Origin of the sequence: Streptomyces sp. SAI-170 (genome assembly GCF_049739565.1) — a bacterium.
Classification (GTDB): domain Bacteria; phylum Actinomycetota; class Actinomycetes; order Streptomycetales; family Streptomycetaceae; genus Streptomyces.
This window is the reverse complement of record NZ_JBMGQD010000001.1, coordinates 1,881,552-1,908,446: the sequence shown is the minus strand read 5'-3', so window position 1 is coordinate 1,908,446 and position 26,895 is coordinate 1,881,552. Positions and strand designations below refer to the sequence as shown.

Here is a 26,895-nt window from a genome sequence, read left to right as displayed (position 1 = left end):
GAACCCCCTAGGGGAGTTGGGGCAGGGAAAACCCTCGGTCGTGCGCGGGGCTCACTTGGCGTGGCGGCCCGCGGCCAGCCGGACGATGTCCACCCGTGACCGGATACCGAGCTTGCGGTAGACCCGGGTCAGGGTCGCCTCGACCGTCTTGACGCTGATGAACAGCCGGCCGGCTATCTCCCGGTTGGTCGCGCCCTCCATCACCAGCGCCGCGACCTGACGCTCCATCGAGGCGAGCCCCTCCAGCGCGTCGACCTCGGCGGGCGCGGGCGCCGTCGCGGCCGGCTCCGCCGGGGTCGCCGTCGCGGCCGCCTCCACCTGCTTCAGCCAGGGCAGCGCCCGGCACCTGCGGAACAGCCGCTCCGCCTCGTCGTACGACGTCGGACCGGGCCGCCCGGTGCGCAGCCGGGCCAGCGCGAAGGCCGCCCGCGCCTCCTCCAGGCCGTAGCCCAGCTTGGCGAGCCGGTCCTGGACGGACGTCAGCTGCGCGACGGCCGCCTCTCGTTCGCCGCGCGCGGCCCGCACCAGCGCCTCCGCCCGGTCCAGCACGGCGAGCACGCTCTCCCGGCCGAGCCGCAGCGCCTGCTCGCGGGTGACGTCGATCACCTCCTGGGCCTCGGCGGTCTCGCCGACGAGCACCAGCGCCTCGGCCAGATTGCCCTGCCAGCGGCCACGGGCCGGGTCGGTCACGCCCAGGCTCTCCTCCAGCTGCCGCACCCGGCGCAGCGAACCGACCGCTCCGGCCGCGTCCTGGGCCACGAACTGGGCATGTCCCAGCGAGCCCAGGGCCAGCGACAGATACACCGGGTCGCCGTCCTCCTCGGCGTGCGTCACCGCCTCCCGGGCGAGCTCCAGGGCCTGCTCCACGTCCCCGCCCGACGCTTCGGCGAGGGAGGTGAACATCGTGGAGGCGCTCTCGCCGATCCCGCAGTCCCGGGCCAGCCGCAGGCTCTCGCGGGCCAGGTCCAGGGCGCGGCCGCAGTGCCCGGAGCGCAGTTCGGTCTCCGCGAGCGAGCGCATGAAGTGCACCTCGCTCTCCACGTTGCCGCGCCGGCGTGCCTCGCGCAGCAGCGCGGTGACGGTGGCCCGGGCCTCGGAGAGCTGGTCGCTCATGATCAGCCAGCGGAAGCGGGCCGCGCCCGCCCCGTTGTGATGACACGCCACCTGCGGGTCCTGCGGCTCCCGCAGGGCGCGCTTGATCGTCTGCGGGGCGTTCGGGTGGCCCATCAGGGTCTCGGCGGTCGCTTGGAAGGACAGGGCGAGCAGCTCGGTGCGCCGGTCACCGCCCCGGGCGGCCAGCTCGGCGGCGCGTTCGGCCTCCTGCCGGGCCTCGGCGAAGTCACCGAGGACCATCAGCCCGCGCCAGGCCAGCTGGTAGTGGACCTGCGCCAGCAGCCGCGGGTCGTCGCCCGCGTCCGCGAGGGCCTGCGGGAAGACGGCGTCGACGTCGCCGAGGGCCTGACCCGCGGCCTCGATCACCACCATCCAGGCCCGCACCCGGTCGCCGGAGGCGGTGGCCCGGGTCAGCACGTCCCGGGCGATGTCCCGGGCCAGGTCCACCTCACCGGCGGTCAGCGCGTCCTCGGCGGCCTGGAGCCGGCGGGTGTCGGGGCTCGGCACCATGCCGGCCGGGGTGTGCCGGGCGGCGAGCAGCCCGAGCGAGGCCGCCACCGACGGCGCCCCGCGGTCCCGGGCCAGCGCGGCGGCCTCCCCGAGCCGCGCCGCGACCTCCGGGTCGGTGCCGGTGGTGGCCAGCGCCAGATGCCGGGCCCGCTCGATCGGGTCGAAGGCCGCCGTGGACAGGGCGGCATGCGCGGCCCGCCGCGACTGCGCGGGCGCCTCCGCGTACAGGGCGGCCGAGATCAGCGGATGAGCGAACCGTACGGCGGGACCCTCCGGCTCGGTGGCCAGCAGCCCGAGCGCCGCAGCCTGGGCGGTCTCCGCCTCGGCGTTCTGCCGGCCGGCCGCGTGCAGCAGGGCCAGCGTGGGACGGGCACCCGCACTGGCCACCAGCAGGGTGTCGCGGGCGTCCTCCGACAGCATCTCCAGACGGCTCAGCACGAGCGCCCGCAGCGAGGTCGGCACCGGCAGCGGCTCGCCCGGGCGGGGCGGTGTGGCGCTCTCGGCGAGGGCGCGGCCCAGCTCCAGGGCGAACAGCGGGTTGCCGCCGCTGGTGCGGTGGATGTCCCGGACGGTGGAGCGGGGCAGCTCGTAGCCGCCCTGGTCGAGCAGTGCCGACACCTGCGCGCGGGTGAGCGGGCCGAGCCGCAGCGCCAGCGTCTCCGGCGGGGTGGCCCGCAGCTGACGGTCGTACTCCGGCCCCTCGGTGCGTACGGCGCACAGGATCTGCACCGGGAAGTCGCCGAGGCGGCGGGCGGCGAAGCCGAGCAGCTCGGCGCTCGCGGAGTCCAGCCACTGCAGGTCGTCGGCCACGACCAGGACCGGGCCCTCGGCGGCCAGCGCCCGCAGCACCGACAGCACGGCCAGCCGCAGGGCGAGGCCGTCGCGCTGGAGGCTGGACTCGCCGCGGCCGGTCAGCGCCGACTCCAGGGCGGTGCGCTGGGCGGCGGGCAGCTTGTCGGACACCTCGTGCAGCACCAGGCCGAGCAGGTCGGCGAGGGCCAGGAAGGGCAGATGCGATTCGGACTCGGTGGCCGAGCAGCGCAACACGGTCCGTGCGGTGCGGCCGTATTCCGCGGCCAATGCCCGCAGCACGGTCGACTTTCCTATTCCGGCGGGCCCCTGCAGCAGCACGCTGCCGCCCCGGGCGAGCTGCTCGCGCGCCGCGCCGAACAGCTCCTCCCTGCCGATGACCAGGTCGGGGCGGCATCGGGCAGGCTCCTGGAAGTCCCGTCGCACGGTCACCGCTCCCTCCGTGTGTCGTGGCCGTGCCAAATTCTAGGCAACGACTCATTGAAATCCGGAGTGACGAGGTGGTGAGGGAAATAACAACTTGGGAGCATACGGAAATTCGGGGCGCCGGTATATGAATGGATGGCCGTCATGTCGGCTCTGCCGCCGCCGGCTACGGCAGCAGCACTCCCGCCCGGCGTTCCGGCTACGGCAGCAGCACCCGCGCCCGGCGTTCCGGCTACGGCGGCAGCACCCGCGTCCGGCGTTCCGGCTACCCAAGTACCCCCGCCCGGCGTTCCGGCTACGGCAGCACTCCCGCCCGGCGCGCAGCCGCCACGGCCTCGCCGCGTGTGCGCGCGCCCAGCTTGCGCATCGCCGAGCGCAGATAGCTCTTGACCGTCTCGGGGCGCAGCCCCAGCCGGTCGGCCGCCGCCGCGTTGGTGGCACCCGCGGCGACCCAGGTCAGCACATCGACCTCCCGCGGCGCGAGATCCACCGCGCCCGGAGCCGCCGGACCGTCCGGACCGTCGGGGCCGTCCGGCGCCAGCAGCCCGCACGCCCTCAGCAGCTCCTCCCGCAGCTCCGGGTCCGTGATCCGCGGGGCCAGCGCCCGCAGCGCCGTGTGCGCCTCCCGCATCCGCTCCCGGGTCGCCGTGGCCTCGGTGCGGGTGCCGGAGGCAGGAGCGGGTGCCGAGGCGAGCAGACTCCTCGCCTCCTCCGCCGCCACCAGCGACTGCTCCACGTCCCGGGCCGCCTCCACCGCCGCGTGCAGGGTGCGGTCGCCCAGCGGCTGGGCCGTGCGCAGGGCGCCGTAGAGGACCCCGCGCACCCGGCGCCGTACGACGACGGGCACCGCGAGCACCGAGCGCAGGCCCTCCGTGGCGACCGGCACGTCGTACTCGTGGCTGATCTGCCGCGAGGAGGAGTAGTCCGTCACCGCGCACGGCCGCGACAGCGCCACCGCCTTCCCGCCCAGGCCGTTGCCCGAGGTCACCGCCAGCGAACGCAGCGCAGGCGTCGCCGTGCCGCTCAGCTCGCTGATCCGCAGCTGCGGCCGGCACGGCTCCACCAGCCCGCCGAACGCCACGGGCAGCCCCGTCACCCGCCGCAGCCGCACCAGCGCGGCGTGCAGATCCGTACCCGCCACCCCGCTCGTCATCGCGTCCGCCGCCACCACTCGCTCGTGCCTGCCATGGCCCACACACCCGCTCGCCTTTCCCGCCGCAGGTCCGGCCGCCCCGCCATATGCCGTACCCGCTTGCCCATGCCGCTCCGCCTGCCGGCCGCTCCCGCCGGCCGAGTCCGCCCGCTTCCTCTCGCCCGTCCGTACGCGTCCCGAAGGCCCGCTGCCGCCCCCCCGCGTCCCGATCGCAGGGGGGCCGGCCGCAACCTCGCGGCGCACACCCCCGTTCGGGGGTAGTGAGACCTGCATCACGGATTACACGATGACCGGGAGCCGCCCGGCAATGGTCCGGCACAGAGGAGGACAGATGACGACGGCCACCGAGGACTTCCGCGGGGCACGCGATTTCCTGCTGGAGCACCGCGAGGACTACGTCACCGCGTACGAGGGCTTCGCGTGGCCGCGCCCCGAGGAGTTCAACTGGGCCCTGGACTGGTTCGACCGGATCGCGCAGGGCAACGACCGCACGGCCCTGCACATCGTCGAGGAGGACGGCACCGAGACCCTGCTGTCCTTCGCGGAGCTCTCCGACCGCTCCGACCGCGTCGCGAACTGGCTGCGCGGCCTCGGAGTGCGGGCCGGCGACCGCATCCTGGTCATGCTCGGCAACCAGGCCGAGCTGTGGGAGACCGCCCTCGCCGCGATGAAGCTGCGCGCCGTCGTGATCCCCGCCACCCCGCTGCTCGGCCCCGCGGACCTGCGCGACCGCGTCGAGCGCGGACAGGTCCGGCACGTGATCGCGCGCGCCGAGGACGCGGAGAAGTTCGCCGAGGTCCCCGGCGGCTACACCCGCATCGCGACCGGCGGCACCGGAGGGGAGTGGCACGCCTACGAGGAGGCCTACGCCGCCCCCGCCGACTTCACCCCCGACGGCCCCACCCGCGCCGACGACACCCTGATGCTGTACTTCACCTCGGGTACGACGGCCCGCCCCAAGCTGGTCGAGCACACCCACACCTCGTACCCGGTCGGCCACCTCGCGACCATGTACTGGATTGGCCTGAAGCCCGGCGATGTGCATCTGAACATCTCCTCGCCCGGCTGGGCCAAGCACGCCTGGTCCAACCTCTTCGCGCCCTGGAACGCCGAGGCGACCGTCTTCCTCTTCAACTACACGCGCTTCGACGCGGCCCGCCTGATGGCCGAGATGGACCGTGCGGGCGTCACCACCTTCTGCGCGCCGCCGACCGTGTGGCGCATGCTCATCCAGGCCGACCTCGGCCAGCTCGCCACCCCGCCCCGCGAGGCCGTCGCCGCGGGCGAGCCGCTCAACCCCGAGGTCATCGAGCAGGTCCGGCGCGCCTGGGGCGTCACCATCCGGGACGGCTTCGGCCAGACCGAGACCGCGGTCCAGGTCTCCAACAGCCCCGGCCAGCCCCTGAAGACCGGCTCGATGGGCCGCCCCAGCCCCGGCTTCCGCGTCGAACTGCTCGACCCCGTCACCGGCGCGCCCGGCGCCGCCGAGGGCGAGATCGCGCTCGACCTGTCCGCCCGCCCGGTCGGCCTGATGACCGGCTACCACGGCGACCCCGAGCGCACCGCCGAGGCCATGGCGGACGGCTACTACCGCACCGGGGACGTCGCCTCCCGCGACGAGGACGGCTACCTCACCTACATCGGCCGCAGCGACGACGTCTTCAAGGCCTCCGACTACAAGATCTCCCCCTTCGAGCTGGAGAGCGCCCTCCTGGAGCACCCGGCCGTCGCCGAGGCCGCCGTCGTGCCCGCCCCGGACGAGCTGCGCCTGGCGGTGCCGAAGGCGTACGTCGTCCTGGCGGAGGGCTGGGAGCCGGGCGCCGACACCGCGAAGGTGCTGTTCGAGCACTCCCGCGACGCCCTCGCCCCCTACAAGCGCATCCGCCGCCTGGAGTTCGCGCCCCTGCCCAAGACCGTCTCCGGCAAGATCCGCCGCGTCGAGCTGCGCCAGGCCACCGCGGCCGGGTCGGACGCGGAGTACCGCGAGGAGGACTTCCGGTGAACCCGTCGACTGCTTCGGCTTCAGCGACGCCGGCGATCTCGTACGCACACGGCGTCGGCGACACCCCGCTGCTCGGCGACACCATCGGCGCCGACCTGGACCGCGCGGTCGCCGCCTGGCCCGACCGGGAGGCACTCGTCGACGTGCCCTCGGGGCGGCGCTGGACCTACGCCGAATTCGTCGCGGACGTCGACCAGTTGGCGTACTCGTTGATGGCGAGCGGCGTCACCAAGGGCGACCGGGTGGGGATCTGGGCGGTCAACTGCCCCGAGTGGGTCCTCGTCCAGTACGCCACCGCCCGCATCGGCGCGATCATGGTGAACATCAACCCGGCCTACCGCACCCACGAGGTCGAGTACGTCCTGAAGCAGGCGGGCATCTCGCTGCTCTTCGCGTCCCTCAGCCACAAGACGAGCGACTACCGCGCGATGGTCGGCGAAGTGCGCGGAAACTGCCCGCAGTTGCGGGAGACCGTCTTCATCGGCGACCCGAGCTGGGACGACCTGCTCACGCGCGGCACCCCGGCGCCGTTCCCGGAGCTTTCCTGCGACGACCCCATCAACATCCAGTACACGTCCGGCACGACCGGCTTCCCCAAGGGCGCCACCCTCTCCCACCACAACATCCTCAACAACGGCTACTTCGTGGGCGAGTCGATCGCCTACAGCGAGCAGGACCGGGTGTGCGTCCCTGTGCCCTTCTACCACTGCTTCGGCATGGTGATGGGCAATCTGGCCGCCACCTCGCACGGCGCCTGCATCGTCATCCCCGCCCCCTCCTTCGAACCGGCCGCCACCTTGCGCGCGGTCGAGCAGGAGCGCTGCACGTCCCTGTACGGCGTCCCGACCATGTTCATCGCCGAGCTGAACCTGCCCGACTTCGCCTCGTACGACCTCTCCTCCCTGCGCACCGGGATCATGGCGGGCTCGCCCTGCCCGGTGGAGGTCATGAAGCGCGTGGTCGCCGAGATGAACATGGCCGAGGTGTCCATCTGTTACGGCATGACCGAGACCTCGCCCGTCTCCACCCAGACCCGGCGCGACGACGACCTGGAACACCGCACGGGCACGGTCGGCCGCGTCCTGCCGCACATCGAGGTGAAGGTCGTCGACCCGGCGACGGGCGTGACCCAACCCCGCGGCACAGCAGGGGAGTTGTGCACCCGCGGCTACAGCGTGATGCTCGGCTACTGGGAACAGCCCGACAAGACCGCCGAGGCCGTGGACGCCGGCCGCTGGATGCACACCGGCGACCTCGCGGTGATGCGCGAGGACGGCTACCTCGAGATCGTCGGCCGCATCAAGGACATGATCATCCGCGGGGGCGAGAACATCTACCCGCGTGAGATCGAGGAGTTCCTCTACGCCCATCCCAAGATCGCCGACGTCCAGGTCGTCGGCGTACCGCACGAGCGCTACGGCGAGGAGGTCCTGGCCTGCGTCATCCCCCGGGACCCGGCGGACCCCCTCACGCTGGACGAGCTACGCACCTTCTGCGAAGGCCGGCTGGCCCACTACAAGATCCCCAGCCGCCTCCAGATCCTCGACACCTTCCCGATGACGGTGTCCGGAAAGGTACGCAAGGTCGAACTGCGGGAGCGCTTCGGCGTCCGGTAATCGCCCGGGGCGTTCGATCACGCGGGGCCAAGGCCCGTAAGATCGGACGCCCTTGGGGGGTGAGCATGGTCAGACAACGGCCCGGTACGACACCCACGCTGGAGGAAGTGGCCGCCCTCGCCGGTGTCGGGCGAGGCACGGTCTCCCGTGTCGTCAACAACGAGGCGGGCGTCAAGGACTCGACGCGTCGCGCCGTGCAGCAGGCCATCGCCGAGCTCGGCTATGTGCCCAACCTGGCGGCGCGTTCGCTGGCCGGGCGGCGGGCGGACGCCGTGGCGCTGGTCATCACGGAGCGGGACTGGCGGCAGTTCGGCGAGCCGTTCTTCTCCGAGACCGTACGGTCCGTCGGCGACGCCCTGACCGACACCTCCGTGCAACTGCTGCTCACGCTGGTCCGCACGGACGCCGAGCGGCAGCGGTTCGTCGAGTACGCCCGCGGCGGTCGCGTGGACGGTGTGCTGCTGATGTCCGTACGCGCCGAGGACCGGCTCCCCGACCACCTCGCGGACGCCGGAATCCCCACCGTGCTGCTGGGCCGCCGCTCCGGCGACGAGCAGATCACCTACGTCGACGCCGACAACGTGGGCGGCGCCCGCGAGGCCGTCGGCCATCTGCTGCGCGGCGGCCGGCGGTCGATCGCGGCCATCGCCGGACCGCTCGACATGTACGTCGCCCAGTGCCGGCTGCGCGGCTACCGGCAGGCCCTCGCCGACGCCGGGATGCCCGACGAGGACTCCTGGGTCGTCGAGGGCGACTTCACCGAGGCGAGCGGCCGCCGGGCGATGACCGAAGTCCTGGAGCGCCACCCGCAGGTGGACGCCGTCTTCGCCGCCTCGGACACCATGGCCGCCGGAGCGCTGGCCGTGCTGCACGCCTCGGGCCGCCGCGTCCCCGACGACGTCGCCGTCATCGGCTTCGACGACTTCCTGCTCGCCGAGCACACCGAACCCCGCCTGACCACCGTCCGCCAGCCCCTGGAGGAGATCGGCCGGACGATGGTGCGCCTGCTCCTTGAGGAGATGGAGCAGCCGGAGGTCGCCTGGCGGCATGTCATCCTGCGGACCCGGCTGGTGCTGCGCGACTCGGCGTGAGCCCACGCCCGGGTGTCACAGAACGGCGGGCCGTGACGTCTGGAGGGGTGTGGCCGTTCGGAAGGCCGATCCCGAGGAGGAACCCATGCCGGCGCACCAGGTGGAGACCAACAAGGCGACGTTCGCACGCTTCCACGACGCCGTGAACGGCGGCGACCTGGAGGTCATCGCCAGGACCGTCGACGAAGTCGTCGCCCCGGACGTCGTGTTCCACGCGCCCGTGCCGATGGGCATGACCGGCGCGCAGGCGCTTCTGCAGGTGTGGGCCGTGCTGCTGCGGGCGTTCCCGGACGTGCGGGTGACCGTCGAGGACGTGATCGCCGAGGGCGACAAGCTGGTCTTCCGCAACACGGTCACCGGCACACACCTGGGCGAGTACCGCGGCGCCCCGCCGACCGGCAGGAAGGTCGAGTACAGCGAGATCTTCGTCGTCCGCTTCACCGAGGACGCCCGCATCGCCGAGATCTGGGGCGTCGTCGACGTGCTCACCCAACTCCGCCAGCTCGGCATGGTCCCGGACCCGTCCCCTTCTCCGGCCCCGGCCTCCGCCTCCGCCTGAACTCCGGGCCCCCTGGACACGTGTCCCCCAGGGGGCCTCCCTTTCTCTTGACACCTTGACACCTTGACACCGTGGGCCGCTGCTGGCTTCATGGCCGCGTATGGGAGCGCTCCCACGTCTCAGTCGGGAGCGCTCCGAGCAAGGCATGAACCGATCCCTCCTCCCCGCACAACGCACCTGTACGGAAAGGACGATCCGTTGCGCCCGCACCTTCTCAACCACCTCGGAGGGCGGTCCCGGTCGGGGCCCGCCGTCCTCGCGGCGACCCTCACCGCCGGACTGCTGCTGCCGCTCGCCTCGGCGGGGCAGTCCGTCGCGGCGCCCGCCTTCGACTACGGCGAGGCACTGCAGAAGTCCCTCTTCTTCTACGAGGCCCAGCAGTCCGGGAAGCTCCCGGACTGGAACCGGGCCGGCTGGCGCGGCGACTCCGCGCTGAACGACGGCAAGGACGTCGGCCTCGACCTCACTGGCGGCTGGTACGACGCCGGCGACCACGTCAAGTTCGGCCTGCCGATGGCGTATTCGGCGTCCGTGCTGGCCTGGGGCGGCCTGGAGGAACGCGCCGCGTACACCAGCGCCGGACAGTGGACGCACCTGAAGAACAACCTCCGGTTCGTCAACGACTACTTCGTCAAGGCTCACCCCGCCCCCAACGTGCTGTACGGGCAGGTCGGCAACGGCGGCAAGGACCACGCCTGGTGGGGCCCCGCCGAGGTGATGCCGATGGAGCGCCCCGCCTACAAGATCGACGCCTCCTGCCCCGGCTCGGACCTGGCCGGCCAGACCGCCGCGGCGATGGCGGCCTCCTCCATGGTGTTCGCCGACAGCGACGCCGCCTACGCCGACAAGCTCCTCACCCACGCCAAGCAGCTGTACACCTTCGCCGACACCTACCGCGGCAAGTACAGCGACTGCATCAGCGACGCCCAGGGCTACTACAACTCCTGGAGCGGCTACCGCGACGAGCTGGTCTGGGGCGCGATCTGGCTGTACAAGGCCACCGGCGACCCGGCCTACCTCACCAAGGCGGAGAGCTACTACGACAACCTCTCCACCGAGCCCCAGTCCACCACCCGCTCCTACCGCTGGACCCTGTCCTGGGACGACACCTCCTACGGCTCCTACGTCCTGCTCGCCCAACTCACCGGGAAGCAGAAGTACATCGACGACGCCAACCGCTGGCTCGACTGGTGGACCGTCGGCGTGAACGGCGCCCGGGTCCGCTACTCGCCCGGCGGCCAGGCCGTCCTCGACAGCTGGGGCTCTCTGCGCTACGCCGCCAACACCGCCTTCGCCGCGCTCGTGTACGCGGACTGGCTGACCGGCGACCCCACCCGCAAGGCCCGCTACCACGACTTCGCCGTCCGCCAGATCGACTACGCGCTCGGCGACAACCCCCGCAGGTCCAGCTATGTCGTCGGCTTCGGCAGCAACCCGCCGACCAAGCCCCACCACCGCACGGCCCACGGCTCCTGGACCGACCAGATCACCAGCCCCGCCGACAGCCGCCACACCCTCTACGGCGCCCTCGTCGGCGGCCCGAGCGCGGCCGACGACGCCTACACCGACGACCGCCAGAACTACGTCAACAACGAGGTCGCCACCGACTACAACGCGGCCTTCACCGGCGCCCTCGCCCGCCTGTACGCCGAGTACGGCGGAGCACCCCAGGCCGACTTCCCCCGCGCGGAGACCCCCGACGGACCCGAGATGTCCGTGCAGGCCTCGGTGAACGCCTCCGGCACCAACTTCACCGAGATCAAGGCCTACGTGATCAACAAGTCGGCCTGGCCCGCCCGCACGCTCACCGACAGCTCCCTGCGCTACTACTTCACGCTCGAACCCGGCGTCCAGCCCCAGCAGATCAGCGTCAGCACCAACTACAACCAGTGCGGCCCGGTCTCCGGCCCGACGCGTCACGCGGGGGACGTCTACTACGTCACCGTCGACTGCTCGGCCACCGACATCGCCCCGGCGGGGCAGTCGGCATACCGCAAGGAGGTGCAGTTCCGGATCAGTTCGGCAGGCGCCTGGAACCCGGGCGACGACTGGTCGTACCAGCGCATCGCCACCACCCCGGGCAGCACCCCGGTGGACGCCCCGAACATCGTCCTGCTGGAGGGCGCGGCCCGGCAGTGGGGCGCCCTGCCCGACGGCAGCACCCCGACCCCGGACCCGACGCCGACACCCACGCCCACGCCCACACCCACTCCGACACCTACCCCCACCCCGACCCCGACTCCCACCCCCGCCGACGGCTGCGCGGTCGCCTACGCCGTCGGGTCCTCCTGGAACGGCGGGTTCACCGCCGAGGTCCGGGTCCGCAACACCGGCACGACGGCCGTGAACGGGTGGCGGCTCGCCTTCTCCTTCAAGGGCGGCGAGAAGGTCACCAACGCCTGGAACGCCACGGTCACCCAGTCAGGAGCCGAGGTCACGGCCTCCGACGCGGGCTACAACGCGGCCCTCCCGGCGGGCGCCACGGCGACCTTCGGCCTCCAGGCGAGCGGCACCCCGGCCGGGACCCCGGCGGCCTTCACCCTGAACGGCCGCGCCTGCACCGGCTGACCCGCCGAACGCCCCGCATTCGGGAGCGCTCCCAACTTCCCTACTGGCGGGACCAGTTGAGGGGCCCTCCCGATCATCCCGACTGACCTGCGACTTCGAAATCCGTTCGACGGAATCGTGCCCGCAGGGTTGTCAGGGACACGGGGCGACTCCTACAGTCGCCACCGAAACCGGTGGGATGGGAGCGCTCCCATCAGTGGGGAGATGGGAGCGCTCCCGCATCGCTCCCGCCTACCCGCCCCCGCAGCACGGCCCTGTCGAACCCCCCGCCAGAGAGGCCCCCGCATGCGATCGTCACCGCACCGCCTCCGCACCGTGCGCGCCCTGTTCGGCGCGCTGCTCACCGCCCTCGCCACCGTCGCCGCGCTGGTCACCGCCGGCGCCCCGGCCCAGGCCGACACGCTGATCTGTGAGACGTACGGATCGACCGTGATCCAGGGCCGCTACGTCGTCCAGAACAACCGCTGGGGCACCAGCGCCACCCAGTGTGTCACCGCCACCGACACCGGCTTCCGGGTCACCCAGGCCGACGGCTCGGTGCCGACCAACGGGGCGCCGAAGTCCTACCCGTCGGTCTTCAACGGCTGCCACTACACGAACTGTTCGCCCGGGACCAAGCTGCCCGCCCAGGTGAGCACCATCTCCAGCGCGCCCAGCAGCATCTCGTACGGCTTCGTCTCCGACGCCGTGTTCAATGCGTCGTACGACATCTGGCTGGACCCGACGCCCCGTACCGACGGCGTCAACCGGACCGAGATCATGATCTGGTTCAACCGAGTCGGCTCGATCCAGCCGATCGGCTCGCGGGTCGCCACCGCCACCGTCGGCGGCCGCACCTGGGAGGTGTGGACCGGCAGCAACGGCTCCAACGACGTGATCTCCTTCGTCGCCCCGTCGGCGCTCGCGAGCTGGAGCTTCGACGTCATGGACTTCGTCGACGCGACCGTCGCCCGTGGAATGGCCCAGAACAACTGGTATCTGACGAGTGTTCAGGCCGGATTCGAGCCGTGGCAGAACGGTGCCGGGCTCGCGGTGAACTCCTTCTCCTCGACCGTGAACACCGGCGGCACCGACCCCGGTGACCCGGGCGACCCGGCGGGCGCCTGCCAGGTGGCGTACGACACCAATGTCTGGCAGGGCGGCTTCACCGCCAACCTGACGGTGAAGAACACCGGTTCGGCGCCGATCGACGGCTGGCGCCTCGGCTTCACCCTGCCGTCCGGGCAGCGGATCACCAGCTCCTGGAACGCGACCCTGACCGGTTCGTCGGGCGCCGTCACCGCGGCCCCCGTCGCCTACAACGCGCGCATCCCGGCCGGCGGCACCCAGAGCTTCGGCTTCCAGGGCACCTACAGCGGCACCTTCGCCGAGCCGAGCGCCTTCACGCTGAACGGCACCGCCTGCTCGGTCGTCTGACCGGCGGCACACCGACCCGCTCCGGGCTCCGCCCTGCGCCGACCAGGGCGGACCCCGGAGCGTTCCAGCCCCGCACCTTTGGCCCGCACGTGCCCCGCCCCTCCGGCCCGCACCCGGAAAGGCCCGCCATGAGCTCGCGCCCCGCTCTCCTTCTTCCTTCCCCCTCCTCCCGCTCCTCGCGGCCCTCGCGTTCCGTACGCCGTCCCGCGCTCCTCGCCGCCCTGTGCGCCGGGGCCCTCGCCGTGACGGGGCTGACCGCGGCCGCGCCGCCCGCGCCCGCCGCGGTTTCCGCCGCCGTACTGCCGTACCAGGACCCGGCGTTGCCGGTGCCGCAGCGGGTCGAGGACCTGCTGGGCCGGATGACGCTCGACGACAAGCTGGGGCAGATGACCCAGGTCGAGAAGGACGCGCTGGTCCCGCAGTCCGACCTCGCCGCCTACCGCATCGGCTCGGTGCTCTCCGGCGGCGACTCCACGGTCAGCCCCAACAACGCCCAGACCTGGGCCGACACCTACGACACGCTCCAGCGCACCGCCCTGACCACCCCGCTCGGCATCCCGATGATCTACGGCATCGACGCGGTGCACGGCCACAACGCGGTCCGCGGCGCCACGCTCTTCCCGCACAACATCGGCCTCGGTGCCACCCGCGACCCCGCTCTGGTGCAGCGCGTCGGGCGGGCGGTCGCCGAGGAGGTGGCGGGCACCGGCATCGACTGGTCGTTCGCGCCCTGTCTGTGCGTGGCCCGCAACGACCGCTGGGGGCGTACGTACGAGTCGTTCGGCGAGACCCCCGAACTGCCCAGCGCCATGACCTCGTTCATCACCGGCATGCAGGGCGACACCCTGGGCGCCGACCCGGCCTCCGTGCTCACCACCGCCAAGCACTACCTCGGCGACGGCGGCACCACCGGCGGCGTCGACCAGGGCAACACCCAGATCTCCGAGGCCGAGCTGCGCGCGGTCCACCTGCCGCCCTTCAAGGAGGCGGTACGGCGGGGCGTGGGCTCGGTGATGCTGTCGTACAGCAGTTGGAACGGAGTGCGCTCGCACGCCAACAGGTACCTGGTCACCGACGTGCTCAAGGGTGAGCTGGGCTTCACCGGGTTCGTCGTGTCCGACTGGGCCGCCGTCGACCAGCTCGACGGGCAGACCGGCTTCACCGGCGCCGAGATCGCGACGGCCGTCAACGCGGGCGTCGACATGGTGATGGTCCCGCACGACTACAAGAAGTTCCTCACGCTGCTGCGCGGCGAGGTCTCCGCGGGCCGGGTCCCGCTCGCCCGGATCGACGACGCCAACCGCCGCATCCTCACCAAGAAGTTCCAACTCGGCCTGTTCGAGCGGCCCTTGACCGACCGCTCGTACACCTCCACGGTCGGCTCGGCCGCCCATCGCACCCTCGCCCGGCAGGCGGTGCGGGCCTCGCAGGTGCTGCTGAAGAACGACGGCGGCATCCTGCCGCTGCCGAAGAACGGCAAGCTGTTCGTCGCGGGCAAGTCCGCCGACGACATCGGCAACCAGAGCGGCGGCTGGACCGTCGGCTGGCAGGGCCGCAGCGGCGCCGTCACCGAGGGCACCACCGTCCTGCAGGGCATCCGTGCCGCCGTCGCCGACCCCTCCCGGGTCACGTACGACCGCTACGGCAACGGCATCGACGGCAGCTACGGCGCGGCCGTGGCCGTCGTCGGGGAGACCCCCTACGCCGAGATGCGCGGCGACCGCCCCGGCAGCATGGGCCTGGACCAGGAGGACCTGCAGACCCTGGCCCGGCTGAAGGCGAGCGGCGTGCCCGTCGTGGTGGTGCTGGTCTCCGGCCGGCCGCTGGACATCGCCGCCCAACTGCCCGACTGGAAGGCGCTGCTGGCGGCCTGGCTGCCCGGCACCGAGGGTGCCGGAGTGGCCGACGTGCTGTTCGGCGACTTCTCCCCGTTCGGCAGGCTGCCCATGACCTGGATGCGCGACGCCTCCCAGCAGCCGGTCAACGACGCCGACGGCAAGACCCCGCTCTTCCGCTACGGGTACGGCCTGACCTACGACAGCGACCCGGGCCCGGACCCCGACCCCGACCCCGACCCCGAGCCCTCGCCCGCGAAGGCCTGCACGGCCACGTACAAGCTGGTCAACTCCTGGCCGGGTGGCCACCAGGCCGAGGTCACCGTCAAGAACAGCGGGACCGGCCCGATCACCGGCTGGAGCGTGGACTGGGACCTGGGCGGCACGTCCGTCACCAGCCTCTGGAACGGCACCCACACCGTCACCGACGGCCATGTCACCGTCCGCAACACCGCCTCCAACGGCTCCCTGGCCGCCTCCGCCACCACCTCGTTCGGCTACACCGCGAGCGGCACCGCGGGCACCCCCGCCCCGCGCTGCACCCCGGCCTGAGAGACCCCCACGCACGACCCACGCTCGTCCCCCGGTTGTCGTCGCGGGTGCCCCACCACCGGCACCCGCATCCCGCACCCCCGTATCCGAGGAGAGCACATGTCCGACCGGACCAGACGCGCGGGCGCCCGCCCGCCCCGGCCGCACGGCAGGCGGTCGGCGGCGCTGGCCACCGCGCTGACCACCCTGTTGCTGGGGGCGGCGGCGCAGCTGACCGCGCCGCAGGCGTCCGCCGCCGAGGCCCATGTCGACAACCCGTTCGCCGGAGCCACCGCGTACGTCAACCCCGACTACGCCGAGCGCGTCCAGACCTCCGTCGCCCAGACCTCCGACGCCACCCTCCGGGCGCGGATGGAGACGGTCAAGAGCTATCCGACCGCCGTCTGGCTCGACCGGATCGCCGCCATCCACGGCGGCACGGTCAACGACGGCCGCAAGAGCCTCGCCGACCACCTCGACCTGGCGCTGGCGCAGAAGAAGCCCGGGCAGCCGATCACCGCCACGTTCGTGGTGTACGACCTGCCGGGCCGCGACTGCGCCGCGCTCGCCTCCAACGGCGAACTCCCGCTCACCGAAGCGGGGTTGCAGCGCTACAAGACCGAGTACATCGACGCGATCGCGGCCGTCCTGAAGAACCCCAAGTACCAGGACATCCGCATCACGACCGTCATAGAGCCCGACAGCCTGCCCAACCTGGTGACCAACACCTCCGACCCGGAGTGCGCCCAGGCCAAGAGCAGCGGCATCTACGTCCAGGCCATCCGGTACGCCCTGGACCAGCTGCACGCCGTCCCGAACGTCTACACGTACCTGGACTTCGCCCACTCGGGCTGGCTCGGCTGGGACAACAACCTCGCGCAGACGGTGCAGTTGTACACGGACGTCGCCAAGGGCACCCGGGCCGGGCTGACCAGCGTCGACGGCCTGGTCACCAACGTCGCCAACTACACGCCGCTGGAAGAGCCGTTCCTGCCCGACCCGAACAAGACGGTCGGCGGCACCATGCTCAAGTCGGCGAAGTTCTACGAGTGGAACCCCAACTTCGACGAGTCGGACTTCACCAAGAACGTGCACCGGGCGCTGGTCACGGCGGGCTGGCCCGCCTCGACGGGCATGGTGGTCGACACCTCCCGCAACGGCTGGGGCGGCTCCGCCCGGCCGGCCGCCGAGAGCACCGGCACCGCCCTGGACACCTATGTCACCGAGTCCAAGACGGACCGCCGTACCCACCGCGGTCTGTGGTGCAACGTGAGCGGTGCCGGCATCGGACAGCCCCCGCAGTCCGCGCCCTCCGGCCATCCCGACTCGCACCTCGACGCGTTTTTGTGGGTGAAGCCGCCGGGGGAGTCGGACGGGGCGAGTGAGGAGATCCCGAACGACGAGGGCAAGCGCCTGGACCGCATGTGCGACCCGACGTACTCGGCGCCCAACGCGGGCGGCAACAAGACCGGCGCGCTGCCGGGCGCCCCGCTGGCCGGACACTGGTTCCACGACCAGTTCGCGATGCTGGTGCGCAACGCCTACCCGCCCGTGCCCGTCGACGGCGGCGGCCCGGGCGACCCCGGTGACACCACCGCGCCGACCGCGCCGGCCGGCCTGACCGCCACCGCGAGGACCGCGAGCAGTGTCTCCCTGTCCTGGACGGCGGCCACCGACGACGTGGGCGTGACCGGGTACGACGTCTACCGCGACGGCACCCGCGTCACGGCCGCGCCCGTCACCGCGACCACCTACACCGACACCGGGCTGAGCGCCGCCACGGCGTACGCCTACACCGTGCGCGCCCGTGACGCCGCCGGGAACCTCTCCCCGGCCTCGGCCGCGCTGAGCGTGACCACCGAGGCGGGCGGCGGCACTCCCGACCCGGTCGGCGGCCTGAAGGTGACGTACAGGAACAACGACAGCTCCGCCACGGACAACGCCATCCGGCCCAGTCTGCGGATCGCCAACACCGGCAGCGCGTCGCTGGACCTGAGCCAGGTCACGGCCCGCTACTACTTCACCCGTGACGGCGGCTCGTCCACCGTCAGCGTCTGGTGCGACTGGGCGGTCGTCGGCTGCTCCGGCCTCAAGCTGCGGGTGGTCCCGCTGAGCACCCCGGTCGCGGGCGCCGACGCCTATCTGGAGGTCGGCTTCGCGAGCGGCACCCTGGCGGCAGGCCGCGACACCGGCGACATCCAGCTGCGGATGAGCAAGTCCGACTGGTCCGCGTTCGACGAGACCGGCGACTACAGCCGTACGACGGCCACCGCCTACGCCGACGCCCCGCGCATCCCCGCCTACCGCGGCGCCGAGCTCGCCTGGGGCGCGCCGCCCGCCTGAGACGGACCCGAAGGAGAAGGACCCCGAGGGAGAAGGACCCCGACCCCACAGGAGAGAGACCCATGGCTCGACCCAAACGACGATCACTGTCCTTACTGGCGGTGCTCGCCACCCTGCTCAGCGGTCTTGGCCTGGCCCTGATCGGCCAGGGCAGCGCCGAGGCGCACGGCGTGACGATGACGCCCGGATCGCGGACCTACCTCTGCTATCTGGACGCCAAGACCAGCAACGGCGCCCTCGACCCGACCAACCCGGCGTGCAAGGCGGCCCTCGCCGAGAGCGGCGCGACCTCGCTGTACAACTGGTTCGCCGTGCTCGACTCCAACGCGGGCGGCCGCGGCGCCGGGTACGTACCTGACGGCAAGCTGTGCAGCGCGGGCGACCGCTCGCCCTACAACTTCACCGGCTACAACGCGGCCCGCGCCGACTGGCCCCGTACGCACCTGACCTCCGGGGCGACGATCCAGATCAAGCACAGCAACTGGGCCGCGCACCCGGGCAGCTTCCGGGTGTACGTCTCCAAGCCCGGCTACTCGCCGACCTCCCCGCTGGGCTGGGGCGACCTGGAGCTGATCCAGACGGTCACCAACCCGCCGCAGTCCGGCTCGGTGGGGACCGAGGGCGGCCACTACTACTGGGACCTGAAGCTGCCCTCTGGCCGCTCGGGGAACGCGATGATGTTCATCCAGTGGGTGCGCTCGGACAGCCAGGAGAACTTCTTCTCCTGCTCCGACATCGTCTTCGACGGCGGCAACGGCGAGGTGACCGGCATCCGCGACTCGGGTGGCACACCGACCCCGACCCCGACCCCGACGCCCACGCCGACTCCGACGCCCACACCCACCCCGACCCCGACGCCGACTCCCACGGACCCGCACACCGGGTGCATGGTCGTCTACTCGGTGACGAACGCCTGGAACGGCGGCTTCCAGGGTTCGGTCGAGGTCATGAACCACGGCACGGCACCGCGGGACGGCTGGGCGGTGCGCTGGCAGCCGGGCACCGGCACCCGGATCAGCAGCGTCTGGAACGGCTCGCTCAGCACCGGCACCGACGGCACGGTCACGGTCAGGAACGTCGACTACAACCGCACCATCGCGCCGGACGGCAGTGTCACGTTCGGCTTCACCGCCACCTCGACCGGCAACAACGTCCCGGTCGGCTCGATCGGCTGCGTCACCCCGTAACACCGCCCGTCCACCGGCGCCGGCTCCCGCTCCTTCGCGGGGGCCGGCGCCCTCATGTGCGGGGGAGGGCCGAGAGCGCGTCGGCGTGGTCGTTGACCGGCTGCGGGGTGCCGGTCAGGTCGAGGACGAACAGAGGCACGCCCAGCGTGTCGGCGCCCACTCGGGCCTCGTCGGCGTAACCGGCGAGGGAGAAGTAGACACACTCCGCGGACTCCGTCATCGCGGTGAGCCACAGACACTCGACGTCCCGCAGCGAGGCCGGGCGCACGGTCGGGTCGACCTGGGCGAGGATGCCGCGCGCCGCGAGGCCGATGCCGGACGGCGGGCGCTGGTCGGCGCGGCGTATGTCCCGGTAGCCGAGCCAGCGCAGATACAGGGCGGCCGCGGTGACCGCGTCGCGCGCGGTGCGGATGGTGACCGGCTGGAAGGCGGGGCGGGCCGGGGGAGGGGTCAGGGCCGGGGCCGTCTTCACGGGCTCCACCGCCACGGGGACCCGCAGGACCGTCCCGCAGGGACAGCCCAGCTCGGGCCGCGGCCAGGGTGTGCCGCGCCCGCAGGCTCCGCAGCGCAGGGTGAGCCACTCCTCGTCCCAGGCGCGGTGGGTGACCGGGACGGCCTGCGCGTACCGGTCGACCGGCGGGACGACCGGGGCTCCGCAGGCGCACGGGTAGGACGGCGCCGCGTAGAGATGCTCGCGACGGCAGGCGGGACAGCGCACCGGGACGCCCTCGGACATGGCCCCCATGGTCCTCCTGCCCGCCCCCTGTTGTCCGCGCTTTGTCCGTCCCTTGACGGGCTTCACCACTCCAAATACATTGCTTCCAGATAGTAGAAACTCATTTCCGCAATACGGAAACTTGCGGGAAGTGAACAACGCGGAAAGGTCTCACCGCGGGGCGCGACGGTCGAGCCCATCCGACAGCCGAAGCAGGAGTACTCCATGGCTCGTATGACCGCTGCCCGCGCGGCAGTCGAGATCCTCAAGCGCGAGGGCGTCACCAACGCGTTCGGTGTCCCGGGCGCGGCGATCAACCCGTTCTACGCGGCGCTGAAAGCCTCCGGGGGCGTCAACCACACCCTCGCCCGGCACGTCGAGGGTGCCTCGCACATGGCCGAGGGCTTCACCCGTACCCACCCGGGCAACATCGGTGTGTGCATCGGTACGTCCGGCCCGGCCGGCACCGACATGATCACCGGTCTGTACTCCGCCATCGGTGACTCGATCCCGATCCTGTGCATCACCGGCCAGGCGCCGACCGCGGTGATCCACAAGGAGGACTTCCAGGCCGTCGACATCGCCTCCATCGCCAAGCCGGTGACCAAGATGGCCGTCACCGTCCTGGAGGCCGCTCAGGTCCCCGGCGTGTTCCAGCAGGCCTTCCACCTGATGCGCTCCGGCCGTCCCGGCCCGGTCCTCATCGACCTGCCGATCGACGTCCAGCTCACCGAGATCGAGTTCGACATCGACACCTACGAGCCGCTGCCGGTCTACAAGCCGGCCGCGACCCGCGCGCAGATCGAGAAGGCGATCGGGATGCTGAACGCGTCCGAGCGCCCCCTGATCGTCGCGGGCGGCGGTGTCATCAGCGCCGACGCCAGTGAACTCCTCGTCGAATTCGCCGAGCTGACGGGCACTCCGGTCGTCCCGACCCTGATGGGCTGGGGCGCCATCGCCGACGACCACGAGCTGAACGCCGGCATGGTCGGCCTGCAGACCTCGCACCGCTACGGCAACGCGACCTTCCTGGAGTCCGACTTCGTCCTCGGCATCGGCAACCGCTGGGCCAACCGCCACACCGGCAAGCTGGACGTCTACACGGCCGGGCGGAAGTTCGTCCACGTCGACATCGAGCCCACCCAGATCGGCAAGATCTTCGCCCCGGACTACGGCATCGCCTCCGACGCGAAGGCCGCGCTGGAGCTGTTCGTGGAGGTCGCCCGCGAGCTGAAGGCGGCCGGCAAGCTGCCCGACCGCGGCGACTGGGCCGCGTCCGCCCAGGAGAAGAAGGCCACCCTCCTGCGCCGTACGCACTTCGACAACATCCCGATCAAGCCGCAGCGTGTCTACGAGGAGATGAACAAGGCCTTCGGCCCCGAGACGCGCTACGTCACCACGATCGGCCTCTCCCAGATCGCCGGCGCGCAGATGCTGCACGTCTACCGGCCGCGCCACTGGATCAACTGCGGCCAGGCCGGCCCGCTCGGCTGGACCATCCCCGCGGCCCTGGGCGTGGCGAAGGCCGACCCCGAGGCGCAGGTCGTCGCCCTGTCCGGCGACTACGACTTCCAGTTCATGATCGAGGAACTGGCCGTCGGCGCGCAGCACAAGATCCCGTACGTCCATGTCCTGGTCAACAACTCCTACCTCGGTCTGATCCGTCAGGCGCAGCGGGCGTTCGACATCGACTTCCAGGTCAAGCTGGAGTTCGAGAACATCAACTCGCCCGAGCTGGGCGTCTACGGCGTCGACCACGTCAAGGTCGCCGAGGGCCTCGGCTGCAAGGCGATCCGCGTGACGGACCCGGCCGAGCTGGGCGCCGCCTTCGAGCAGGCCAAGAAGCTCGCCGCCGAGTTCCAGGTCCCGGTCGTCGTCGAGGCCATCCTGGAGCGCGTCACCAACATCTCCATGTCCGGCACGAACGACATCAGCAACGTGGTCGAGTTCGAGGACCTGGCCACGGAGCCGGGGCACGCGCCCACGGCCGTGAAGACCCTCAAGGTCTGAGTCCACAGCCACCCGCAGAGGGGCCCGCACCGTACGGTGCGGGCCCCTTCGTCATGCCCGCATCTGCCCTCTCCTGCCGTCCTCCGGCTGCGGGCACGTCGTGGCCGTTCGCGCAGTTCCCCGCGCCCCTGGGAGCTGCCCCCTTCCTGCCGTCGTCCGACTGCGGGCCGCGGTGGACTGGTCGCGCAGTTCCCCGCGCCGCTGAGGGCGTCGCCGCCAGGGGCGCGGGGAACTGCGCGAGCAACCAGACACAACCCGCGCCCGGACGACGGCAGGACGTCCCCCAGGGGCGCGGGGAACTGCGCGGCCGGCCACGTACGGCCCGCACCCGGAAGGCGGCAGCAGCGGCCGGCCACGTACGGCCCGCACCCGGAAGGCGGCAGCAAGTGGCACCTCCTCGGCCGCGCAAACCGAAGAGCGCCGGATGCGGGACCGTCCGCATCCGGCGCTCTTCAGCCCGGTGAGGTATTCAATTGGTGACCGTCCGACGGCACGAGGCTGGGCGCGACAGAACATTCGCGCCGCCGGACGGAGTCCATTGGCAGGGACCGCGACGGTCGCGACGGTTCCGGAAGCCTCTTCCCTCAGGTCGAGAAGAGGGCCCCGTACCTTCACCACCGCACTGGCTCGCACACCGCCGCGGTCCTCGGCCTGCCCGCGCACCGCCGATCGGCCACCCCTCATCCGGGCCGATCGGCGGGCGCGGGCCGCCTCGGTGGAGGTCAGTCCTCGCGCAGGGCGCGGACCGCCTCCTCCACGCGCTTGCCGTACTCGGGGTCGGCGGCGTGGAAGTGAGCCAGGTTCTTCTCGATCACGTCGTCGCGGGAGACCTGCGAGAGGCCGCCGGCGATGTTCGCGACCAGGCGGGACTTCTCCTCCGCGGACATGAGCCGGTACAGCTCGCCCGCCTGGAAGAAGTCGTCGTCCTTGGTGTGCAGCGGCGCCACGTGGTTGCCGGTGTGGCCGTTCACCGCGAGCGGGGCCGACAGCGGGCGGCCGGTCTCGGCCGGGCCGTCGTAGGAGTTCGGCTCGTAGTTCTTGGCGCCGCGGCCCTGCGGGTTGAGCGCCATGAAGCCGTCGCGGCCGTAGTTGTTCGCCTCGGTCGCCTTGGGGGCGTTCACCGGGAGCAGGGTGTGGTTGACGCCCAGGCGGTAGCGCTGCGCGTCGGCGTAGGCGAACAGACGGCCCTGGAGCATCTTGTCCGGGGACGGACCGATGCCGGGCACGAAGTTGTTCGGGGAGAACGCGGCCTGCTCGACCTCGGCGAACACGTTGTCCGGGTTGCGGTCGAGGACCAGCCGGCCCACGCGCTGCAGCGGGTAGTCCTTGTGCGGCCACACCTTGGTGAGGTCGAAGGGGTTGAAGCGGTAGTCGGCCGCCTCGGCCGCCGGCATGAGCTGCACGTACAGCGTCCAGGACGGGTTCACACCGCGCTCGATGGCCTGCAGCAGGTCCGTCTGGTGGGAGTTGGCGTCCTTGCCCGCCAGCTCCGCGGCCTGCTCGCTGCTCAGGCAGCGGATGCCCTGGTTGGTCTTGAAGTGGTACTTGACGAAGAAGGCCTCGCCCTGCTCGTTCGTCCACTGGTAGGTGTGCGAGCCGTAGCCGTTCATGTGGCGGTACGACGCCGGGATGCCGCGGTCGCCCATCAGCCAGGTCACCTGGTGCGTGGCCTCGGGGGCGTGCGCCCAGAAGTCCCAGACGTTGTCCGGCTCCTGCTTGCCCGTGAACGGGTCGCGCTTCTGCGAGTGGATGAAGTCGGGGAACTTGATCGGGTCCTTGATGAAGAACACCGGGGTGTTGTTGCCGACGAGGTCGTAGTTGCCCTCACGGGTGTAGAACTTCACGGCGAAGCCGCGCGGGTCGCGCACCGCGTCCGCGCCGCCGAGCGAGTCGGCGACGGTGGAGAAGCGCAGGAAGACCTCGGTGCGGCGGCCGATCTCGCTCAGGAAGTCGGCGTGGGTGAAGCCGGTGACGTCGTCGGTCACCTCGAAGTAGCCGTACGCGCCGGAACCGCGGGCGTGCACCACGCGCTCCGGGATGCGCTCACGGTTGAACCGGGCGAGCTTCTCCAGGAGCTGCTGGTCCTGGATCAGGAGCGGGCCGCCGACGCCGGCGGAGGCGGAATTCTGGTTGTCGGCGACCGGGGCGCCGGACTCGGTCGTGAGCACGCGCTTCGACATCGTGGACCTTCCGTGCGGGTGTCAGCGGAAACCTGTTTCCGCTTTGTGGAGCCTAGAAGTGGGGGATCTGAGCGTCAACAGTTTGTTGAAACGTAATTCCGGGCCGCGGCACCGCCTGGGCGCGACAGGACAGGTGTCGGCGGCGCCGCGGCCCGGAAGTCTCAAAGGGTCAGACCTGGGCGCCGGAGAGGCGCTCCACGGCCCGCAGCAGGGCCGAGTGGTCCAGGCCGCCGTCGCCCTGGGCGCGCAGCGACGCGACCAGCTGGGCCACGACCGCGCCGACCGGCAGGGCCGCGCCGACGTTGCGGGCGGCGTCGGTGACGATGCCCATGTCCTTGTGGTGCAGGTCGATGCGGAAGCCCGGCTTGAAGTCGCGGTTGAGGAAGTTGTCCTTCTTCCGCGTCAGCACGGTCGAGCCCGCCAGGCCGCCGTTGAGGACGTCCAGGGCGGCCGCGAGGTCCACGCCGGACTTCTCCAGGAAGACCACGGCCTCGGCGCACGCCTGGATGTTCACGGCGACGATCAGCTGGTTGGCGGCCTTCACGGTCTGGCCCGAGCCGTGCGGACCGCACAGCACGATGGTCTTGCCGAGGGCCTCCAGGAGCGGCTTGGCCTCGTCGAAGTCGGCCTGCGTGCCGCCGACCATGATGGACAGCACGGCCTCGATGGCACCGGCCTCGCCGCCGGAGACCGGGGCGTCCAGGACGCGGATGCCCTTGTCGCGGGCGGCGGCGGCCAGGTCGACCGAGGTCTGCGGGGTGATCGAGGACATGTCGATCAGCAGCGCGCCGGACTTCGCGTTCTCCAGGATGCCCTCGGGGCCGTAGGAGATCGCCTCGACCTGCGGGGAGGCGGGGACCATCGTGATGATCACGTCGGCGTCCGTGACGGCCTCGGCGATCGAGCCCGCGGCCGTACCGCCGGCGGCGGACAGACGGTCCAGCTTGTCCTGCTCCAGGGTGAAGCCGGTGACCTGGTAACCCGCCTTGATCAGGTTCTCGGACATGGGGGAGCCCATGATGCCGAGGCCGATCCATGCGATCTTGGGGAGGTTGCTCATGATGGGGGCCTTTCGGGAAGAACGAGGGTGGTCAGCGGGCCGCGCGGGCCTCGGTCGGCAGCCAGTCGAAGGCCTCGGCGCTCGGGCGGTCGCCCGGCTTGTACTCGAGGCCGACCCAGCCGTCGTAACCGGCCTTCTTCAGCTGGTCGAGCAGCTCCTCCAGCGGGAGGGAACCGGTGCCCGGGGCGCCGCGGCCGGGGTTGTCGGCGATCTGGACGTGGCCGGTCTTGGCGGCGTAACTCTCGATCACCTGCGGCAGGTCCTCGCCGTTCATGGACAGGTGGTACAGGTCCATGAGGAACTTGGCGTTGCCGAGTCCGGTCGCCTCGTTGACCTTGTCGACGACCTCGATCGCGGCCGGGGCGCTGACCAGCGGGTACAGCGGCGACTCGGGCTTGTTCAGCGTCTCGATCAGCAGGATCGCGCCGACCCGGTCGGCCGCGCGGGCCGCGCGGACCAGGTTCTCCAGGGCCAGCGCGTCCTGCTCGGCCGCGTCCACGCCCTCGACGCGGTTGCCGTACAGGGCGTTGAGCGCCTTGCAGCCCAGGGACCGGGCGAAGGCGGCCGCCACGTCGATGTTGGCGCGGAACCGCTCCGACTCCTCGCCGGGCACCGACAGGGCGCCGCGGTCCGGGCCGGGGAGCTGACCGGCGTAGAAGTTCAGGCCCGTGAGCTGGACGCCGGCGTCCTCGATCGCCTTCTTCAGGGCGTCGAGCTCGGACTGCTCCGGGGTCGGGGAGTCGATCCAGGGCCACCACAGCTCGACCGCGGTGAAGCCGGCCGCGGCGGCGGCCGCGGGGCGCTCCAGGAGCGGGAGTTCCGTGAAGAGGATCGACAGGTTGACGTTGAAGCGCTGGTCTGCGAATCCCATCGGGGGCCGCGCTCCCTTCCGTGCTAGGAATTTCGTATTGCGGAAGTACGTTTCTGCTTAACGGAAGATTGCCTGTGGTCGGGGACGACTGTCAAGAGGCGAAAACGCAAAGAGCCCCCGCGCGAGGCCGCGCGGGGGCTCAGGGTCGTGCAGGTCAGAGCGCGTCCACGGCGCTCACCTTCCAGCCGTCGTAGGTGCGGTCCAGGGTCATCCGGACCCGGTTGAGGTCGACACGGGAGCCGGTGACCTGGGTGCTCTCGGTGACCTGGTCGACGAAGAGCAGTACGACGGCCCGGTCCGGCGACGCCGACACCACCGACGCGGCAGGCAGGCCGCCCCCGGCCGGCCTCACGACCGTCGCCCGCACCACGCCGCGGTACTTCCTCGCCGTCGGCCCGACAACCGTCTTCGTCGTCCGGCCGTACTCCTCGCGGAACTTCCCCGTCAACAGCGCACGGGCGCGCGCGAAGTCGCGGTCCAGGTGGCGATGGTCGTAGGAAAGTACGACAGGCGCCGCCTTCTGTGCCGCCGCGAGCGCCTCGACGCGGGCCCGCTCGGTCGTCCGCGCCTCGCGGTCCTGCCAGGCGAGGACGCCCACCGCGACCAGCGCGGCCGACAGCAGCACCCCGAGGAGAGCGGTACGGAGCCTGCCGCGCCGGGGGCCGGGCAGGGCGGGTTCGTCGTCCTTCGGGCGCGGCTCGGGCGGGTCGTCCCAGCCGTCCGGCTTCTCGATGAGCACGGTCCGGCCGGACGCCCCCGGCTCCGGCGGCGAGGCCGGCACCTCCCGTGTCTCCGCGCGTTCCGCGCGCCTGGCGGCCGCGCGGGCCGCCGCCGTGAGCGTGCGCCGGGTCGCTTGTGCCACGGTCGTTCTCCTTACTGATGATCAGCCGAAACCGATG

The 26,895-nt window shown here is 71.8% G+C and carries 17 protein-coding genes; 10 read left to right on the top strand and 7 right to left on the bottom strand.

Annotation, left to right across the window (positions count from 1 at the left end; genetic code table 11):
- Positions 1-51: 51 nt before the first annotated feature.
- A complete protein-coding gene (locus RKD23_RS08720; RefSeq protein ID WP_424853150.1) occupies positions 52-2,865 on the bottom strand; it encodes an AAA family ATPase in 2,814 nt (937 codons plus the stop codon).
- A gap of 289 nt (positions 2,866-3,154) precedes the next feature.
- Positions 3,155-4,012, bottom strand: a complete 858-nt coding sequence (locus RKD23_RS08715) for a helix-turn-helix transcriptional regulator (protein ID WP_424858199.1) — start codon at positions 4,010-4,012, stop codon at positions 3,155-3,157.
- Positions 4,013-4,343: 331 nt separating this feature from the next.
- On the opposite strand from RKD23_RS08715, the gene RKD23_RS08710 reads away from it, so the two are divergent.
- The 9 genes from RKD23_RS08710 to RKD23_RS08670 all read left to right on the top strand — a co-directional run bounded on the left by RKD23_RS08710 (position 4,344) and on the right by RKD23_RS08670 (position 19,160).
- Positions 4,344-6,014, top strand: a complete 1,671-nt coding sequence (locus RKD23_RS08710) for an AMP-binding protein (protein WP_424853149.1) — start codon at positions 4,344-4,346, stop codon at positions 6,012-6,014.
- Positions 6,011-7,630 carry an AMP-binding protein gene (locus tag RKD23_RS08705; RefSeq protein ID WP_424853148.1) on the top strand — a complete coding sequence of 540 codons (1,620 nt, stop codon included), beginning with the start codon at positions 6,011-6,013 and terminating at the stop codon, positions 7,628-7,630. The genes RKD23_RS08710 and RKD23_RS08705 overlap by 4 nt, the downstream gene beginning before the upstream one ends.
- 65 nt (positions 7,631-7,695) lie before the next feature.
- The gene (locus RKD23_RS08700) at positions 7,696-8,721 is read left to right on the top strand and encodes a LacI family DNA-binding transcriptional regulator (protein WP_424853147.1); all 1,026 of its coding nucleotides are present in this window, start codon (positions 7,696-7,698) and stop codon (positions 8,719-8,721) included.
- 85 nt (positions 8,722-8,806) lie between these two features.
- On the top strand, positions 8,807-9,280 hold the full coding sequence (locus tag RKD23_RS08695; protein ID WP_424853146.1) for an ester cyclase: 474 nt from the start codon (positions 8,807-8,809) through the stop codon (positions 9,278-9,280).
- A gap of 198 nt (positions 9,281-9,478) precedes the next feature.
- The gene (locus RKD23_RS08690) at positions 9,479-11,848 is read left to right on the top strand and encodes a glycoside hydrolase family 9 protein (protein WP_424853145.1); all 2,370 of its coding nucleotides are present in this window, start codon (positions 9,479-9,481) and stop codon (positions 11,846-11,848) included.
- 285 nt (positions 11,849-12,133) lie between these two features.
- Positions 12,134-13,264, top strand: a complete 1,131-nt coding sequence (locus RKD23_RS08685; RefSeq protein ID WP_424853144.1) for a GH12 family glycosyl hydrolase domain-containing protein — start codon at positions 12,134-12,136, stop codon at positions 13,262-13,264.
- A 128-nt stretch (positions 13,265-13,392) separates the two neighbouring features.
- On the top strand, positions 13,393-15,651 hold the full coding sequence (locus RKD23_RS08680) for a glycoside hydrolase family 3 N-terminal domain-containing protein (RefSeq protein ID WP_424853143.1): 2,259 nt from the start codon (positions 13,393-13,395) through the stop codon (positions 15,649-15,651).
- Positions 15,652-15,750: 99 nt separating this feature from the next.
- Positions 15,751-17,973 carry a glycoside hydrolase family 6 protein gene (locus tag RKD23_RS08675; RefSeq protein WP_424853142.1) on the top strand — a complete coding sequence of 741 codons (2,223 nt, stop codon included), beginning with the start codon at positions 15,751-15,753 and terminating at the stop codon, positions 17,971-17,973.
- A 62-nt stretch (positions 17,974-18,035) separates the two neighbouring features.
- Positions 18,036-19,160 (top strand): lytic polysaccharide monooxygenase, encoded by a 1,125-nt coding sequence (locus tag RKD23_RS08670; RefSeq protein ID WP_424853141.1) that lies wholly within the window; start codon positions 18,036-18,038, stop codon positions 19,158-19,160.
- A 52-nt stretch (positions 19,161-19,212) separates the two neighbouring features.
- Here the strand turns inward: RKD23_RS08670 and RKD23_RS08665 are convergent, their stop codons facing one another.
- Positions 19,213-19,905, bottom strand: a complete 693-nt coding sequence (locus RKD23_RS08665; protein ID WP_424853140.1) for a hypothetical protein — start codon at positions 19,903-19,905, stop codon at positions 19,213-19,215.
- A 195-nt stretch (positions 19,906-20,100) separates the two neighbouring features.
- On the opposite strand from RKD23_RS08665, the gene gcl reads away from it, so the two are divergent.
- Positions 20,101-21,885, top strand: a complete 1,785-nt coding sequence (gene gcl, locus RKD23_RS08660) for a glyoxylate carboligase (protein ID WP_424853139.1) — start codon at positions 20,101-20,103, stop codon at positions 21,883-21,885.
- Positions 21,886-22,607: 722 nt separating this feature from the next.
- On the opposite strand, the gene RKD23_RS08655 is transcribed toward gcl, so the two are convergent.
- The 4 genes from RKD23_RS08655 to RKD23_RS08640 form a co-directional block, all read right to left on the bottom strand.
- Complete coding sequence (locus tag RKD23_RS08655; RefSeq protein ID WP_424853138.1) at positions 22,608-24,065, bottom strand: catalase; 1,458 nt, start codon at positions 24,063-24,065, stop codon at positions 22,608-22,610.
- Positions 24,066-24,234: 169 nt separating this feature from the next.
- Entirely contained in the window at positions 24,235-25,125 is an 891-nt protein-coding gene (locus RKD23_RS08650) for a 2-hydroxy-3-oxopropionate reductase (protein ID WP_424853137.1), read from the bottom strand.
- A gap of 31 nt (positions 25,126-25,156) precedes the next feature.
- Positions 25,157-25,996, bottom strand: a complete 840-nt coding sequence (locus RKD23_RS08645; protein WP_424853136.1) for a TIM barrel protein — start codon at positions 25,994-25,996, stop codon at positions 25,157-25,159.
- A 154-nt stretch (positions 25,997-26,150) separates the two neighbouring features.
- Positions 26,151-26,858 (bottom strand): hypothetical protein, encoded by a 708-nt coding sequence (locus RKD23_RS08640; protein WP_424853135.1) that lies wholly within the window; start codon positions 26,856-26,858, stop codon positions 26,151-26,153.
- Positions 26,859-26,895 lie beyond the last annotated feature (37 nt).

What these genes read in the sequence shown, in the direction of transcription:
- RKD23_RS08715 (WP_424858199.1), bottom strand. Translation starts at nt 4,012, where the DNA reads ATGACGAGCGGGGTGGCGGGTACGGATCTGCACGCCGCGCTGGTGCGG.
- RKD23_RS08710 (WP_424853149.1), top strand. Translation starts at nt 4,344, where the DNA reads ATGACGACGGCCACCGAGGACTTCCGCGGGGCACGCGATTTCCTGCTG.
- RKD23_RS08700 (WP_424853147.1), top strand. Translation starts at nt 7,696, where the DNA reads ATGGTCAGACAACGGCCCGGTACGACACCCACGCTGGAGGAAGTGGCC.
- RKD23_RS08695 (WP_424853146.1), top strand. Translation starts at nt 8,807, where the DNA reads ATGCCGGCGCACCAGGTGGAGACCAACAAGGCGACGTTCGCACGCTTC.
- RKD23_RS08685 (WP_424853144.1), top strand. Translation starts at nt 12,134, where the DNA reads ATGCGATCGTCACCGCACCGCCTCCGCACCGTGCGCGCCCTGTTCGGC.
- RKD23_RS08680 (WP_424853143.1), top strand. Translation starts at nt 13,393, where the DNA reads ATGAGCTCGCGCCCCGCTCTCCTTCTTCCTTCCCCCTCCTCCCGCTCC.
- RKD23_RS08675 (WP_424853142.1), top strand. Translation starts at nt 15,751, where the DNA reads ATGTCCGACCGGACCAGACGCGCGGGCGCCCGCCCGCCCCGGCCGCAC.
- RKD23_RS08670 (WP_424853141.1), top strand. Translation starts at nt 18,036, where the DNA reads ATGGCTCGACCCAAACGACGATCACTGTCCTTACTGGCGGTGCTCGCC.
- RKD23_RS08665 (WP_424853140.1), bottom strand. Translation starts at nt 19,905, where the DNA reads ATGGGGGCCATGTCCGAGGGCGTCCCGGTGCGCTGTCCCGCCTGCCGT.
- gcl (WP_424853139.1), top strand. Translation starts at nt 20,101, where the DNA reads ATGGCTCGTATGACCGCTGCCCGCGCGGCAGTCGAGATCCTCAAGCGC.
- RKD23_RS08655 (WP_424853138.1), bottom strand. Translation starts at nt 24,065, where the DNA reads ATGTCGAAGCGCGTGCTCACGACCGAGTCCGGCGCCCCGGTCGCCGAC.
- RKD23_RS08650 (WP_424853137.1), bottom strand. Translation starts at nt 25,125, where the DNA reads ATGAGCAACCTCCCCAAGATCGCATGGATCGGCCTCGGCATCATGGGC.
- RKD23_RS08645 (WP_424853136.1), bottom strand. Translation starts at nt 25,996, where the DNA reads ATGGGATTCGCAGACCAGCGCTTCAACGTCAACCTGTCGATCCTCTTC.